Source organism: Actinomyces procaprae, assembly GCF_004798665.1.
Taxonomy (GTDB): domain Bacteria; phylum Actinomycetota; class Actinomycetes; order Actinomycetales; family Actinomycetaceae; genus Actinomyces; species Actinomyces procaprae.
This window is the reverse complement of sequence record NZ_CP039292.1, coordinates 3,155,868-3,170,624: the sequence shown is the minus strand read 5'-3', so window position 1 is coordinate 3,170,624 and position 14,757 is coordinate 3,155,868. Positions and strand designations below refer to the sequence as shown.

The following is a 14,757-nucleotide window of genomic DNA, read 5'->3' as shown; positions in this document are numbered from 1 at the left end:
GCGGGATGGCCCGCGAGAACGCTGGGTGGCCTTCGAGGACGTTGCCCTTAGGAGCGTGCTGGGCGGTTGCCGCGCGTCCTCACTGGTTGCTCAGCGTCCTGGTGGTCTACCCCGCGTCATCGCCGGCCCGGCCAGCAGCGTCGGCGGCCCTATTCCTCCTCGGAGGCGTCCAGGCGATAGCCGACGTTGCGGACCGTGCCGATGAGGTGGTCGTACTCGGTGCCGAGCTTGGCGCGCAGGCGACGCACATGGACGTCCACGGTGCGTGAGCCGCCGATGTAGTCCTCACCCCACACCTCGTCCAGCAGCGCCTGGCGGGTCAGCACCCGCCCCTGGTTGAGGGCGAGCGCCTTGAGCAGCTCGAACTCCTTGTAGGTCAGGTCCAGCAGGGTGCCGCGGATGCGGGCGGTGTAGGCGGTGGTGTCGATGACCAGGTCGCCGGCCTCGATGCGGTCCTCGGTGATCGGCTCCGGGGCGGTGGTGTGCACGCGCACCAGTCGCAGTCGGGCGCCGAGCTCGGCGGGCGTGGCCTGGGACATGACGAAGTCGGCGGCGCCCCAGTCGGGCTGAACCACGGCGGCGCCACCCTCCTGAAGCACCAGGATCAGCGGCGGACAGTCCATCGGCCCTGACAGCAGTTGGCACAGCGCACGGGCGCGCATCAGGTCCCCGCGCGCGTCGACCATGACCACATCGGCCTCGCCCACCGCGGCGTATGAGGCCGGAACCGGCTCCAGGCACTCGACCCGGCAGTCGAGGAATGACACGGCGGGGACGACGGCGGTGGCGTCCTTCTCTCGGGTGAACATGATGACGCGCACGGCTGCCGCCTCCTTCCGGTCCGGCTGGGGCCCGCACGTCAGTGAACCACATCTGGATTTGCGAGCGGATTACACGGCCGGATTACACGCCCCGACTACGTGCGCCGGTCACAGGTGTGGGACGATGCGACCGTGAACACTCGCGATCTGCCCGGCACGGCGGACCCCGGCAGCTTCGGCACACGGCGCGGCGGCAACCTCCCCATCGAGGTGGGACTGGTGGACCCCGCCTGGACGCGGCTGGTGGTGGCCGGCGTCGTCCCGGTGCTCCTGGCGATCTCCGCGGCCCTGCCCGCATGGATGCGGCTGATCGTCGTCGTCCTGCTGGTGCCCCTGACCGGCCAGGGCTGGCCGGCGCTCGTGCGCACCCGGCACGACCAGGGGGCCACCGCCGTCATCACCCTCACCGGCCTGTGCGCGGCGGTGCTGGTGGCGATCACCAACGACTTCGGCATGGCCGGCGTGGTCATGGCCTTCAGCGTGCCCGCGGCCTTCCTGGCGCAGATGTCGCGGCGCGACGGCCGCAGGAACCTGGTGGAGGACCTGTCCTCAACGGTCACCGGGAACCTGGTCATGGTCTCCGGCGCCGGCTGGTGCGCCCTGCGCACCGGAATCGCCGACCCGGCCGTGATCGTGCCCTGCACGCTCGCACTGTTCACCGGCGCCCTGCTGACCACCTTGAACGTGCGTGCCACGGTGCTGGAGGTGCTGACCTGCACCCTGCCCGCGCTGGTCGCGGGCGCTGTGGGCGGGGTACTCGCCTCCGTCGGCTTCTTCGGCGCCGGTCACGTGGGCATGGAGCCGGCGCTGCAGTCGGCGGCCGCCTGCCTGGTGGTCGGGTTCGTGGCCGGTGTGCTCATGGCGGTGGCGAACCGGGTGCTGTGGACCCACCGGTGGGTGCCCGGGGGGCGGGCCGCCGTCGCCAGTGCGATCGTGCCGATCCTGTCCCTGGGGGCGCCCGTGTATGCCATTGCGCGGATCATGGGCGGTTTCATCGCGGGCTGACGGCGGGCGCGTGGCATCCGCCGCGCCCCGGCCGTACTCTGCACCCATGGCGTTCACGATTCCCGACGACCTCGCCCCCGAGATCTACCCGTTGGCCTGGCTGGTGGGCACCTGGCGCGGCTACGGCATCCTCACCTACGGGGAGACGGTCCCCGAGCAGGCCGTCTACCAGGAGATGACCTTCGACCACGACGGCGGCCCCTACCTGCGGCAGACCACCACCATCTGGACCGTTGACGCCACCCGCAGCCAGGACCTCGACTTTGAGATGCCCGGTCTGGAGGGCGCCTCCCGCCTGACTCCCGCGCAGATCTGGTCCACCGAGACCACCTTCTGGCGCCCGGTCGGCCAGGAGACCCCCGCCAACGCCGGCGGCGGGGACGACGGCGCCGCGGGCACCGCCTCCGGATCGGCCTCGAAGACGCCGATCACCTCCCTGGAGCTGGTCTCCACCGACCCCGCCGGGCACGTCGGCGTCTGGGAGGGCTGGATTCAGGGGCCGCGCGCCCAGGTCGGCACCCAGGCCGTGGGACGCACCCGCACCGCCGCCGACGTCACCCAGATGACCCGCATGTTCGGGCTGGTGGGCGGGGAGCTCATGTGGACCCAGGACATGGCCGCCTTCGGGCAGGAGGAGCCGCAGTCCTACGCCTCCGGCCGCCTGGGCCGCGTGGAGGCCGAGGACGACGCCGACCCCGGGGCCGCCCTGCGTGAGGCCATCGCCGCCGACGAGGCTATGCGCGCCGCAGCCGACACCGCGACGGACACTTCCGCCTGATGCGCCGCAGCCCCCTCTTGGACCGGCTCGACGCCGCCGCCAACCCGGCCGGCGACCTGGACGCCGCCGTGCCCGCCCGCTATGAGGACCCACTGCGCGAGCAGAATGCGCTGAGCAGCGGGCGCGCCGCCACCGCACTGGCCCGCGATGTCGTCGCCGTGACCGGCCCCGACCGGCTCAGCTGGTTGAACACGCTGTCCAGCCAGGAGCTGACTCGCCTGACTCCCGGCGACGGCGGCGCCGAGGCGCTGCTGCTGGACGCCCAGGGGCGCATCACCCATGCCCTGGCCTGTGTCGACGACGGCGAGGTCCTGTGGCTGGTCACGGAGGCCGGCCGTGGGGCGGCGCTGGCCGAGTTCCTGGAGTCGATGCGCTTCATGCTGCGCGTGGAGGTGACCGAGCGCGAGGACGCGGCCGTGCTGGCGGCGCTCGGCGAGGGCGCGGTCGCCCTGGAGGAGGCCGGCCGGGCGGCGGGTGCACACCTGGCCACCTGGCGCGACCCCTGGCCGGGCGTGGTTGAGGGCGGCACCAGCTACGACGTCGGCGTGGAGGGCACGCACCCCGGCGCGGGCTACCGGGCCACCTGGGTGCTGGTGCGGGCCGATGCGGCCGGTGAGGTCGCGCAGGCGTTCTTGGCCGGCACCGACCAGGCGGATGGCGCCGCGTCCGGAGGCGCCGGTGCCGCGCCGGGCGTGCCCGGGCGGAGCCTGGCCGGCTCGCTGGCCTGGGAGGCGCTGCGCGTGGAGGCCGGGCGGCCGCGGTGGGGACGGGAGGCGGATGCGCGCACGATCCCGCATGAGTTGGACTGGCTGCGCACCGCCGTGCATTTGCACAAGGGCTGCTACCCGGGGCAGGAGACGGTGGCCCGCACCCTCAACCTGGGGCGTCCGCCACGACGCCTGACCGTGCTGCAGCTGGATGGCTTCACCGGGCAGCTGCCGGTGCCGGGGGCGGGCGTGTACCTGGGGGAGCGGGCTGTCGGCGTAGTGACCTCGGTGGTCCGGCACGTCGACTACGGGCCCATGGCGCTGGCGCTGCTGCGCCGGGGCGTACCCGCGGATGCGCCGCTGACCGTGGAGGTCACCGAGGCGGATGCCCCCGACGCGAATGCGGAGGAGGTCGGGACTGCGGCAGCCGGGGCCGCGGGCGCGGAACCGATCGCGGTTTCCCGGGTGGACGCCGCCCAGGAGCTTCTGGTGTCCCCCGAGGGTCGAGCCCAGGCCAGCCCAGCCGAGCGCCCCGGCGCCGGCCTGCGCGGCCTCCCCCTCCGCCGAGATCGGTAGATCTTACGTACCGAGGTCGGTAGATCTTACGTACCGAGGTCGGTAGTTATAACCGCCGAGGTCGGTAGATCTTACGTACCGAGTTCGGCACAAAGGGTGTCGGCGACCGCTGGGGCCGATCGAGAGACCGCATGATTCCACTGTTTTGCCCATGGCCGTCGGCGACGGCGGAGTCGTTTATGCCGATCCTGGACACTTTGGGCCGCCGCGCACGGGAACGAGCACCAACGGACAGCCGCCGCGGACAGGCCTCCTACCCCACGCGCCCGATGCCACCCCGGAATACAACTCCAGGCCCCTGGGGATTTGGCTTGGGTCTGCCCTGGGGCTTGTGGTCCGGCCAGGCGCCCGGCGCCCGGTGCGCTGGCCGATGGCGGTGACGCCGGCCGGGCCCGGCGCCCGCACCCCGGACACCGCGCCAGCCCCCGCCTCAACACCCGTAAACCGGAAGACCCGGTTTACCGGCTCTTCCGGTTTGGGGTGTGGTGGTTGTCTGGGGCGGCGGCAGGAGTGCTGCCGATGTCCGGGGGCATGGCATGGGGTGGGGTGGCGTGGGGTGTCTGGTGCGCCGGTTGGGCGTTAACAACGCTACTTAACGGTCTGCTGTATACCTCTGGGGCCTGCAGCAGACGGTTAACTGGCGTTGTTAACGCCGAAGTGGCGTTGCAGACGGCGAAGTGGCGTAGTAGACCGGGGGTGGCGCAGCAGACGGTCCCGCTTCCGGGCGCCGGAGCTGTCGGCAGCCAAGTGCAGCCAGGTCTGGCGTTCTGGCGTGGTGAGCCGGCGCCGTGGAGGTTCAACCCACGTCTCGAGCACTCCGCCCGGCCGGCGGCGAAGACGCCCCCACCGGGCCGACGACGTCCCCACCAGCCCCGAGCACGCCCGCGCCGGCCCGAGGACGTCCTCGCCAGCCCCGAGCACGCCCGCGCCGGCCCGAGGACGTCCTCGGCGGCCCGAAAACGTCCTTGTACGCCCCACAACGACCTGCGCTGGTCGAATACGTCCTCGTAAGCCCGAAACCCTCCCGAACGTGGAGGGTTTGGGGATGACGAGGACGTTCTCGGCAAACCAGCACCCACCGAGCACGACCCCACCAGCCCGAACACGACCACCGCGAACACCGCAACCCGGGCCGAAGCCACCACGCCGGAAGCACCACACCCTCAAACCGGAAGACCCGGTTTATCTCGCCTGCGGCGCTCGCCATGACTTGGCGTTGTGGTCCTCGTGGGAATGTTGTCGCTGTGGAAGTATGGGTGTATGAGGGAGCGCAGCCGCTGGATCGTGCCCATCGCCCTTGGCGCCGCTGGTGTCGCCTATGTGAATGGGCGCCTGCGTCCGCGCGGTGATGCTGCCGAGCCCCTGCCCGGGGACGAGCTCCTGCCCGACGCCGAGATCGTTGAGACGCATGAGACGGTGCTGCGGGCACCCGTGGCTGACGTATGGCCCTGGCTGGTCCAGATGGGCTACGGGCGTGGCGGTTTCTACTCCTTCGATGCGCTGTGTCAGCTCGTCGGCGTGGGCATCTCCAGCACTGATGCGATCAACCCGGCGTGGCAGAATCTGACGGAGGGTGACTCGGTGGACCTGGCTGAGAGCATCTCCCTCGCCGTTGCCCGCATGGAGCCGGAGCACTGCCTCGTCCTGTCCACCGAGGGCGGCAGCGCTCCTGCCGGGGATGTTGCCATGGATTTCGACTTCACGTGGGCGTTCGTCCTCGCCCCGACGGGATTGCATGCCTGCCGCTTGACGGTACGCGAACGGTATGTGCCGCACACGATCGCCGCCCGCCGAATGGTGCGGTTCATAAGGCCGGTGGCTCGGCTCATGACGCACGGCATGCTTCACGGCCTGCGACGTCGTACCCGGGGCTGAGGGCGAGGGGCGACGGCGATCATCGGCGGGCCGACTCAGATGACATCCCGACGCACTCCGGCGCGCAGCCGGGCGACGGCGTGCCGGGTAGCTGCCAGGTCCGTCCTTGGCGCGGCAGACGGACAGGAGCACGCGGTCGTTGCGCGCACAGGGTCGGCGGCAGGGCGCCCGGTGGGGGCTCCGAAGCGCCGCGTGGGCTGTTCCCCCCCCCCCCCCCCCGGGGCGGTGCGGGTGCGAACCCCGCAGGCCCTACCGCAGGCGTGATGTGCATCATAGAATCGGCGCGACATCCCACACGCCCTGAGGAGAAGCCGTGAAGATTCTGCACTCGCAGTTCACCGCCAAGCCCGGATACGAGGACGAGGTCGCCCGGATGATCTGTGACTTCGGTGAGAAGGTTCGCAGCGAGCCCGGCAACCGCGTCTTCGATGTCTACCGCCACAGTGATGATCCCGCGAAGTTCTTCGTCATGGAGGCCTACGTTGACGAGGACGCCTTCCAGACCCACCTGGGCATGCCCTATGGCGGGCCGTTCAACGCCCGCCTGGAGGAGCGCATTGAGGAGCCGCACTCGGTGCTGACCTTCCTGGACCGGATCGGCTGACGAGGCGAACGGTCGGCACCCGCAAGGGTGAAGGGTTGCAGATTGGGCACTGATTCACGGACGCAAACCGGCGATACCTGGCCGGGGCCGGATGCGGCGAATTTGGTCCGTTTGACAAGGGGGGGGGGGGTGGCATAGTTCCCCTCGTCCTAGCAATCCTGATTCATAGGAGAATCGCTTCCATGACTGCAATACCACGGCGGGTTTTCGCGCTGGGAACCATGAGCGCCGTCACCGCCGCCGCCCTTTCTGCGTGCGGCTCCTCAGGCTCCTCAGACTCCTCGGAGTCGTCAAAGACTGACGACGCAGCCGCAACGAATGAAGCGGATGCGGCGGGCGCAAGCGAGGAGACTTCCGAGGCGGCCGCCGAGGAATCCGACGCCTCCTCCGGGGGCGGCTCGGGAAAGCACACGATCGTGTTCGAAGTTACCAGTGACACGGCGACCGTCGCAGACATCACCATGACCAGCCTGGACGCCAACGGCAACATCAGCCAGGAACAGCTGACTGATGAGGCTCTTCCGTTCAGCAAGACCGTCGAGATTGACGGCGCTGTCATCTTTGACGCCTCCAACGCCAATGTTCTTGCTCAGGCCAAGGACGGAACAGACATCACCGCATCCATCGCCATTGACGACAACGACCCGGTCAGTTCATCGGGATCCGGGCAGTTCGCAACCGCGATGGCCCAGGCGTCCAACTGAGGGCAAAAGCTCCTGCCAGGGCTCAAGAGGCGCAGTAGAGGCCCACTGGGTTCATATGACGTCCCGGCGCAGCCCGGCGCGCAGTCGGTGGACGGCGTGCCGGGTGGCCGCCAGGCCCGCGCCCGCCCAGGCGAGCGCGACCAGCAGGTCGCGGGCCAGGAGCGCGCCGACGTCGGCCCCCGCATCGAGGGCGCTCACCGTCCCGCTCATGGGAGCGAGGGCGCCGAGCCCGCGCAGCCACGCCGGGCACGCCGACAGTGGCACGATCACGCCGGCCAGCAGCGGCAGGAACGTGCCGACGACGGTCGCGCCCAGGTAGGGGTCGGGCAGGTCGACGCCGATACCCGCCGCACCCACCCCCAGCAGCAGCCCGCAGACGACGGCGATTGGCGCCAGGGCCACGACCCGCCCCAGCACGGCTACGTCATGGGCGGGGGAGAAGGCGAACACCGCGCCGATGGCGGCCGCACCGGTGAGCACGGCCAGCAGTGCGGGCACGGCCGCGACCGCCAACCAGTACGCCAGGTCCAGGCGACGGCGCGTGTGCACCTCCTGGAAGATGCCCAGGTTGCGGTCGGCGGCGACGGTGCCCACGACCCCGGCGCATACGGAACTCGCCAGGGCCACCAGCGCGGCGGCGTAGCCGGTGCGCACCAGGTCGGGTGCGGACAGGTCCGCGCCCAGCAGCACGTCGTAGGCGATGCTCAGCAGCGGCAGCACCAGCAGCGTCACGGTGGCGGTGCCCAGGGTGGCGAAGGCCGTCGACGACGCCCACGTCACGCGCACGCCCGAGGCCAGTCGGCGCAGAAAGGCGCTCATCAGATCACCTCCAGGGTGCCGGCACGGGTGGCCAGTCGCAGCGCCCGCCGCCCGAGCAGCGCGGCCAGCCCCAGCCAGGCCGCCACGCACACCAGCCAACCCAGCGCGTCGACGACGCCCAGCGGCCGCCCCAGCAGCAGGTCGAAGGGCACCGACAGGGGCAGAAAACGGCTGACGGCGGCCAGCCAGGCGGGTGGCGAGGTGGACGTGAACAGGATGCCGGAGGCGATGAACACCGGCACCAGCAGTAGCTCCTCGTAGGCGATCGCGTTGGGGGTGAGCACGAACAGGGCCGCGATCACGAGGCTCAGCGCCAGACAGCCCGCCAACAGCAGGAGCGCGGCCGCCGCCATGCGCCCGGCCCCCACCCACCCGGGGACGGTGAAGTTCACCGACCCGGAAGCCGCCGCCCACGTGCACCAGGCCACCGGCAGCGCCGCCAGTCCGAAGGAGGCAGCGGCGCTGACAACGGCGGCCAGGGACCGCAGGACCCCGATCGGCGCCAGCACCAGGTGCGCGAGGGTGCCCTTGTGCCGCTCGAAGCCGATGATGCCCGCGGCGCAGGTGGTGGTGGTCCACATGCCGATCACGCCGCCGCGCACCCAACCCTGGGTGGGGGTGATCCCGCCCCAGGCGCGGGCGGCGAGGAACTGCACCAGCGTGGTGACGACGGTGGTCAGCACCATCAACTGGATGAAGTAGGGGACGGACACGAACTGGCGCACATGGAAGGCCGTCATGCGCAGCTGCCGGATCACCGGGCGAGCCTGTCCGCCAGGGCCAGGTAGGCCTCCTCCAGTGACGCCGGCCGAGTCACCAGATCCGCGGGCGCCTCCACCCCGATCGCCTCCAGAGCTGCGGCCAGGGCGGCGGCGCGGGCCGCCCGGTCCGCGCGCGGGTCGTCCGCGGCCCAGTAGACGGTCACCGCCCACCGGCTCGAGGCGGGGCGCTGCACGACGACGACGGCGTCGCCCAGCTGCTCCTGGACCCGGGCGGCGCCGTCGGCCAGGCGGGCCGGCAGGGTGAAGCCGCTGATCATGCCGATGCCCGCGTGGGCGGCCACATCGCGGACCGTCCCGCGGGTGACGATCCGGCCCGCCCCGATCACGCTGATCGTGTGGGCGAGTTCCTCCACCTCCGGCATGGAGTGGGAGGTCAGCAGTACGCCGGTGCCGGCGTCGGCGAGTTCCCGGATCAGGTCGCGCACCTGCAGGGCGACGTCCGGGTCCAGGCCGGTGGTCGGCTCATCCAGCAGGAGCAGTGGGGGAGACCCGAGCAGGGCGCGCGCCAGGTGCAGCCGCTGCAGCATGCCGCGGGAGAACGCCCCGGCCTTGCGGCCGGCCACCTCGGCCAGGCCCATGCGCTCCAGCGCCGCATCCACCGCCCGCCTGCGGCGGCGCCGGTCCAGGCCCTGCAGGTCGGCGAAGAACAGCAGGTTGTCGCGGGCGGTGGCGCGCGGGTAGAAGCCGAGCTCCCCACCTAGCACCAGTCCCAGCCGGGCGCGCGCCGCCTCGGGGCGGCGGACGGCGTCGACGCCGTCGACCCGGATCTGGCCGGCGGTGGGCGTCAGCAGGGTGGCGCACATGCGCACGGTGGTGGTCTTGCCGGCGCCGTTGGGACCCAGCAGCGCGTGCACCTGGCCGGGGGTGACGCTCAGGGAGAGGTCGTCGACGGCGACGAATTCCTCCTTGCCGAAGGTGCGCCGCAGCCCGGAGGCCTCCAGCACCGGGGTGGCTTCGGCGGTTAGCGTTGGTGGCACGCGGCAACTATGGCATGGGACCCGCTGTGAGTGAGGAGTCCGCAGTCCCGTCGGGGCGCACGGCCCCGGCACTGGGCGTGACCTGGGCGCGCGGTCCGGCGGGGCGGTGTACCGCTTTCGCCCACGGGAGATGGGCCTCGCGGCGCCGCGGGGCGGCGGCTAAAGTGGCCGCGTGGAGATCCTGGGACTTGTTGCCTACTACCTCGCTCTTGCCGTCGGCTTGATCTGGCGGCTCGCACAGCTCACCGCCGTGGTCCTGGGCGCCTGGGCGCTTATCGACACCCTCACGCGAGACGCTTCGCACTTCATTGCCGCCGGCAAGCGCACCAAGGGCTTCTGGGTCGGCGTCAACGCCGCCGGGATCGTCGTGGTCCTGCTGATGGGTGCGTCCTCCATGGTGGGCCTGCTCGGCGTGGTCGCCAACGCCGTCTACCTGGCCGACGTCCGCCCGGCGCTGCGGTATTACGCGCCGGTGCGGGTGCGCTCCTCGATCCGCTTCCCCGGGAGCGGCGGTGCCCAGGGTGGCAGGGGCCCACGGGACTGGACGCCGGGCCGCTGATGCGCGCCGTTCTGCAGCGCGTGCGCCGGGCGGCGGTGCGTGTGGACGGCGAGGTGGTCGGCGCGATTGAGCGCCCCGGGCTGCTTGCGCTGGTCGGTGTCACCCACGACGACGGCTCCGCGCAGGTCGCCACCGTGGCCCGCAAGATCGCCGAGCTGCGGCTCTTCGACGGCCCGGGGGACGACGGCGGGGCCGCGGGCCGGGAGGTGTCGGTGGCCGACCTGGGGGCGCCAGTGCTGGTGGTCTCCCAGTTCACCCTGTACGCCGATGTGCGCAAGGGGCGCCGCCCCTCATGGAACGGCGCCGCCCCGGGCGCGGTGGCCGAGCCCCTGGTGGAGGCGGTGGTTGCCGAGCTGCGCGCTCGCGGCCTGGAGGTGGCCACCGGCAGCTTCGGCGCGCAGATGGACATCGACGCCGAGCTGGATGGCCCGGTCACTATCCTTCTCGAGGCCTGATGTCGGCGTCGGCGTCCGTCCCGATGCTGCAGCCGCACACGGCCGCCAAGACCCCCCTGCTCGCGGCGATCGTCCCGGCGCCGGTGATCGTCTGGGAGACGCCCTACGACGTCGACGCGCCGCTGCTGCCGGAGGAGGCCGCGCATATCTCGGGGGCCTCGCCCCGGCGCCGTGCCGAGTTCACCACGGTGCGGCACCTGGCCGGGCGGGCACTGGCCGAGTTGGGATTGGAGCGCCCGCCCATGGTGCCGGGGCCTGTGGGCGAGCCCGCCTGGCCCGACGGCGTCGTCGGCTCCCTGACCCACTGCCTCGGTTACCGGGCGGCGGCGGTCGCCCGCGCCAGCGAGGTGACCGCGCTCGGCATCGATGCCGAGCCGAGTCGGCCACTGGCTCGCGGCGTGCTGGAGCGGATCGCCTCCCCCGCGGAGCGGGAGAACGTCTGCGAACTGGCCGAGGCGCTGCCGGGCGTCGCCGGTGACCGGCTGCTGTTCAGCATCAAGGAAGCGGTGTACAAGGCCTGCTTCCCCCGTGCACGGCGCCCCCCGCGCTTCGCGGACGCAGAGGTCGGCATCCGCGCCGACGGCGCCTTCATGGTGCGGCTGGCTACGGGCCCCGATAGCAATGCAGAACTGACCGGTCGCTGGGCTGCGGGCGGCGGCCTCCTGGCGAGCGCCGTCGTAATGAAGGCCTCGGTGTAATTGGATTCACTGTTAGGTGAGTAAGGGTTCGTTTATGTTGGATCATCCCGCGAGCTGTTGGGCGTGAGTTACTATGCATGCTCAAGGGCTCCCCAATATGTCAGGGCGCCCTTGTCGCGGTGGGCCTGGCTGCTTTCGAGCCCTGGTGTTACCCTTGAAATTGCGCGGAATTATGTGTGCGCCGAGTTCAAGAGGAACCGGTATGTCAACGTCCGTACTCTCTCAGGTGCAGCACCCGGAGTTATTCGAGCCCACCCGGGTGGGCAGCATCGAGGTCAAGAACCACTACGCCATGGGGCCGATGGGGCCCCTGGGCTTCTCCACCGCGGAGGGCGGCTGGAACCAGCGGGCGATCGAGTTCTACACCACGCGGGCGCGCGGCGGGATCGGCCTGATCATCACCGGCGTCTGCCAGGTGACCAACCCGGCCGACGGCGTCCCGCCGGGACTGATCCCGAACCCGACCCTCTCGCCAGGACTCTTCCTCACCACCAGCCGAGACCTGACCGAGCGCGTCCACGCATACGGCGCGAAGATCGTGCTGCAGGTCGGGGCGGGCTTCGGGCGCGTGATCATTCCCGGGGTGCTCGGCGGCCGCACCCCGGCGGCGCCGTCGGCGATCCCCTACCGCTGGGACCCCTCCATCACCTGCCGGGAGATGACGGTGGAGGAGATCCAGGGGATCGTCGCGCAGTTCCGCATCGCCGGGATGGTGGCGCGCGAGGCCGGATTCGACGGCATCCAGGTGCACGCCGTGCACGAGGGCTACCTGCTCGACCAGTTCGCCATCTCATACTTCAACCACCGCACCGACGCTTACGGCGGCTCGCTGCAGAACCGGCTGCGCTTCGCGCGCGAGGTGGCCCAGGCGATTCACGAGTCCGCCGGCGCCGACTTCCCCGTCCAGCTGCGCTTCTCCCCGAAGTCCATGATCAAGGACTTCGGCTGGGCGCCATGCCCGGTGAGACCTTCACCGAGATGGGGCGGGACATGGACGAGGGCATCGAGGCCGCCCGCCTGCTCGTGTCCTACGGATACGAGGCGCTCGACGTCGACGTCGGCTCCTACGACTCCTGGTACTGGAGCCACCCGCCGATGTACCAGGCCAAGGGCCTGTACGTCCCCTACGCGCGCCAGCTGCACGAGGCCTGCCCCGAGATCCCGCTGATCGTGGCCGGGCGCATGGACGACCCGGACCTGGCCGCCGCGGCCACGGCCGACGGCACGGCCACGCTGGTGTCGCTGGCCCGCCCCACCCTCGCGGACCCGGAGATCGTCAACAAGCTCCAGCGGGGCAGGCGCGACCTGGTTCGCCCCTGCATCTCCTGCCAGGAGGGCTGTATCGGCCGCATTGAGAAGTGCTCGTCGCTGCGCTGCGCGGTCAATCCGCTGGCGGCCCGGGAACTCGAGCGCCCCCTGCCGCAGGCGACCGACCGCACTCGCATGCGCGTGCTGATCGTCGGTGGCGGCGTGGCCGGCATGGAGGCGGCCCGCGTGCTCGCCGAGCGCGGCCACCTCCCCGTGCTCCACGAGGCCTCCGAACGCCTCGGAGGCGTGGTCATCGCCGGCGGCCAGCCCTCATTCAAGGAGGACGACCTCGCCCTGATCGCCTGGTACGAGCGGCAGTTGGCGGAGCTCGGGGTCGAGGTGCACCTGGGCTCCCGGGTCGACGCCGAGCTGATCCGCCGCTCCGGAGCCGACCACGTGCTCATCGCCACCGGCTCCACCCCGCGGCTACTCGACCTCGGCGAGGGCGTGCCCGTGGTGGAGGCCACCGACGCCCTGCTCGATCAGGACTCCCTCGGCGAGCGGGTGGTCATCGTCGGCGGTGGTACCAGCGGCTGCGAGCTGGCCATCTCCCTGCGCGAGCGCGGCATTGAGGTCACCATCGTGGAGGCGCTGGCCGACGTGCTGAAGAAGAACGCGCCCACGTGCATGGCCAACCATGCGATGCTGCACGACCTGGTCGCCTACCGCGGCGTCGAGGTGCTCGCCGGCGTCCGCGCCGAGCACGTCACCGACGCCGGCCTGCTGGTGAGTGTCGACGGCGAGGAGCGGCTGGTCCCGGCGCAGACGGTGGTCACCGCGATCGGCTACAAGCCGCGCCACGAGCTGGAGGCCGAGGTCAAGGCCGCCGGCATCCCGTACCACGTCATCGGCGATGCGCGCCGGTGCGCGAACATCATGTACGCGATCTGGGACGGCTTCGAGGTCGCCAGTCAGCTGGCCAAGTAGCTCCTGGACGACGGCGGGGCGGCGCCCGGACGGATGCCGCCCCGCAGCTCGGGGCGCGTGTCGGGCACCAAATGTGCGCTGAGACGCGTTTTGAACGGCTACCCATCTCGCGATGTTAGGTCCGCAGGCTTGAGCGTACTCCGGAATCTCGCTCTGGAACCCGAGATGAGTCACGCCAAACGCTTGACAGACGGCTGGAACATGCATAGCATAGGAGATGCTAGGAAACCGTTCGACGGCGATGAGGTTTCAATATGCGCTCCCTGATTTCGGCCACTTCCGTGCTTGCGCTCGCTCTATGCTTTCAAACAGCTGCCACCTCTATGGCGGCAGCAGACGACGCTGGTGGAGGAGATATCGGTATCAATATTACAGACGAGTATGGTCAGCGCACATGGTACGGATCGGAGTCCCCTGAGGTGACAGCGCTGGCCGATCAAGCTGAGGTGTTCGCGCAGTCGCATAGTGACACCGTGCTCGGAGTCGCCTTGACTTCGGACCGCCAGATGGTTGAGTTGTTTGTCATATCAAGTGACATCGACGGGCTGGACGAGCTGGTATCTCTTGACCCACATCGTATCCGTGTGGTCGTCAACGAGAACTCCCCGGAACAGGTCGACGCCGCGCAGGAGCAGGTATTGGGCCTTGACTGGGATGCGCTGAACATCGAGTCGGTCGCCCCCGATCCTGTCGGTGATGGAATCGAGGTTGTCGTGTCAGACGACGGCGACGTCGCTGCCTCTGATGTACGCGACGGAACCGGCTTCGGGGACATGGAACAAGAACTCACTGGCGCCCTCGGCGATTTGGGGGTGCCGATACGTATCTCGGTAGAAGAACCGGAGGATCCAGCGGCGACGTGATCGAATGACAAGTCGCCCTTCTATTCTGGAGGGTCCATAGTGCACAGTGGTACTGACACTCGTTGCAGCTTGGGAGCGCCCATAGAGATCGGCGGCAAATTCTACGTGCTAACAGCTGGTCACTACGGACAGGCGCTTCCCGCAAGGTGAGTGGTTACACCGTCGGACATATGACAACCACCATACACGACTCGAACCGGGATGGTGCTGGTGATTGCAGCGGATTCAAGGATGGCGACTCCGGTGGTCTGAGTTATTACAGTAATGGGAAGGGGGGGAGTGATGGCGTACGGGATCGT

15 protein-coding genes and 1 pseudogene are annotated in these 14,757 nt (G+C 70.3%); 12 read left to right on the top strand and 4 right to left on the bottom strand.

What is annotated here, in order from left to right; all coding sequences use genetic code 11:
• Positions 1–149: 149 nt before the first annotated feature.
• On the bottom strand, positions 150–821 hold the full coding sequence (locus E4J16_RS12955) for a winged helix family transcriptional regulator (protein ID WP_136314226.1): 672 nt from the start codon (positions 819–821) through the stop codon (positions 150–152).
• Between the two features lie 132 nt (positions 822–953).
• On the opposite strand from E4J16_RS12955, the gene E4J16_RS12950 reads away from it, so the two are divergent.
• The 6 genes from E4J16_RS12950 to E4J16_RS12920 all read left to right on the top strand — a co-directional run bounded on the left by E4J16_RS12950 (position 954) and on the right by E4J16_RS12920 (position 7,070).
• Positions 954–1,826, top strand: a complete 873-nt coding sequence (locus tag E4J16_RS12950; protein ID WP_338028858.1) for a tellurium resistance protein TerC — start codon at positions 954–956, stop codon at positions 1,824–1,826.
• A gap of 46 nt (positions 1,827–1,872) precedes the next feature.
• Positions 1,873–2,604 carry a heme-binding beta-barrel domain-containing protein gene (locus E4J16_RS12945; RefSeq protein WP_136314224.1) on the top strand — a complete coding sequence of 244 codons (732 nt, stop codon included), beginning with the start codon at positions 1,873–1,875 and terminating at the stop codon, positions 2,602–2,604.
• Positions 2,604–3,887: a CAF17-like 4Fe-4S cluster assembly/insertion protein YgfZ gene (gene ygfZ, locus E4J16_RS12940; RefSeq protein WP_136314223.1), complete on the top strand. Its 1,284-nt coding sequence runs from the start codon at positions 2,604–2,606 to the stop codon at positions 3,885–3,887. Before E4J16_RS12945 ends, ygfZ begins: the two co-directional genes overlap by 1 nt.
• Before the next feature lie 1,260 nt (positions 3,888–5,147).
• Positions 5,148–5,762, top strand: a complete 615-nt coding sequence (locus tag E4J16_RS12930; RefSeq protein WP_136314221.1) for a hypothetical protein — start codon at positions 5,148–5,150, stop codon at positions 5,760–5,762.
• Between the two features lie 313 nt (positions 5,763–6,075).
• The gene (locus E4J16_RS12925; protein WP_136193976.1) at positions 6,076–6,366 is read left to right on the top strand and encodes a putative quinol monooxygenase; all 291 of its coding nucleotides are present in this window, start codon (positions 6,076–6,078) and stop codon (positions 6,364–6,366) included.
• Between the two features lie 182 nt (positions 6,367–6,548).
• Positions 6,549–7,070 carry a hypothetical protein gene (locus E4J16_RS12920; protein WP_136314220.1) on the top strand — a complete coding sequence of 174 codons (522 nt, stop codon included), beginning with the start codon at positions 6,549–6,551 and terminating at the stop codon, positions 7,068–7,070.
• 51 nt (positions 7,071–7,121) lie between these two features.
• Here the strand turns inward: E4J16_RS12920 and E4J16_RS12915 are convergent, their stop codons facing one another.
• The 3 genes from E4J16_RS12915 to E4J16_RS12905 are packed head-to-tail and all read right to left on the bottom strand — an operon-like array spanning position 7,122 to position 9,648.
• Entirely contained in the window at positions 7,122–7,889 is a 768-nt protein-coding gene (locus E4J16_RS12915) for an ABC transporter (RefSeq protein WP_136314219.1), read from the bottom strand.
• Entirely contained in the window at positions 7,889–8,647 is a 759-nt protein-coding gene (locus E4J16_RS12910; RefSeq protein WP_168709516.1) for an ABC transporter permease, read from the bottom strand. The genes E4J16_RS12915 and E4J16_RS12910 overlap by 1 nt, the downstream gene beginning before the upstream one ends.
• A complete protein-coding gene (locus tag E4J16_RS12905; protein ID WP_240038150.1) occupies positions 8,644–9,648 on the bottom strand; it encodes an ABC transporter ATP-binding protein in 1,005 nt (334 codons plus the stop codon). The genes E4J16_RS12910 and E4J16_RS12905 overlap by 4 nt, the downstream gene beginning before the upstream one ends.
• Before the next feature lie 172 nt (positions 9,649–9,820).
• Here E4J16_RS12905 and E4J16_RS12900 point away from each other — a divergent pair, with 172 nt between their 5' ends.
• From E4J16_RS12900 to E4J16_RS12880, 6 genes and pseudogenes are all read left to right on the top strand, one after another.
• Positions 9,821–10,207 (top strand): DUF2516 family protein, encoded by a 387-nt coding sequence (locus tag E4J16_RS12900; protein ID WP_136193973.1) that lies wholly within the window; start codon positions 9,821–9,823, stop codon positions 10,205–10,207.
• Positions 10,207–10,662 (top strand): D-aminoacyl-tRNA deacylase, encoded by a 456-nt coding sequence (dtd, locus tag E4J16_RS12895; protein WP_136314218.1) that lies wholly within the window; start codon positions 10,207–10,209, stop codon positions 10,660–10,662. Before E4J16_RS12900 ends, dtd begins: the two co-directional genes overlap by 1 nt.
• A 23-nt stretch (positions 10,663–10,685) precedes the next feature.
• The gene (locus E4J16_RS12890; protein ID WP_136314217.1) at positions 10,686–11,360 is read left to right on the top strand and encodes a 4'-phosphopantetheinyl transferase family protein; all 675 of its coding nucleotides are present in this window, start codon (positions 10,686–10,688) and stop codon (positions 11,358–11,360) included.
• Positions 11,361–11,433: 73 nt separating this feature from the next.
• Positions 11,434–12,285, top strand: a pseudogene (locus tag E4J16_RS15820) (oxidoreductase); the annotation flags it as partial.
• A 29-nt stretch (positions 12,286–12,314) separates the two neighbouring features.
• Positions 12,315–13,595, top strand: a complete 1,281-nt coding sequence (locus E4J16_RS16010) for an FAD-dependent oxidoreductase (RefSeq protein WP_204519862.1) — start codon at positions 12,315–12,317, stop codon at positions 13,593–13,595.
• Positions 13,596–13,849: 254 nt separating this feature from the next.
• Positions 13,850–14,458, top strand: a complete 609-nt coding sequence (locus E4J16_RS12880; RefSeq protein WP_136314216.1) for a hypothetical protein — start codon at positions 13,850–13,852, stop codon at positions 14,456–14,458.
• Positions 14,459–14,757: the final 299 nt, after the last annotated feature.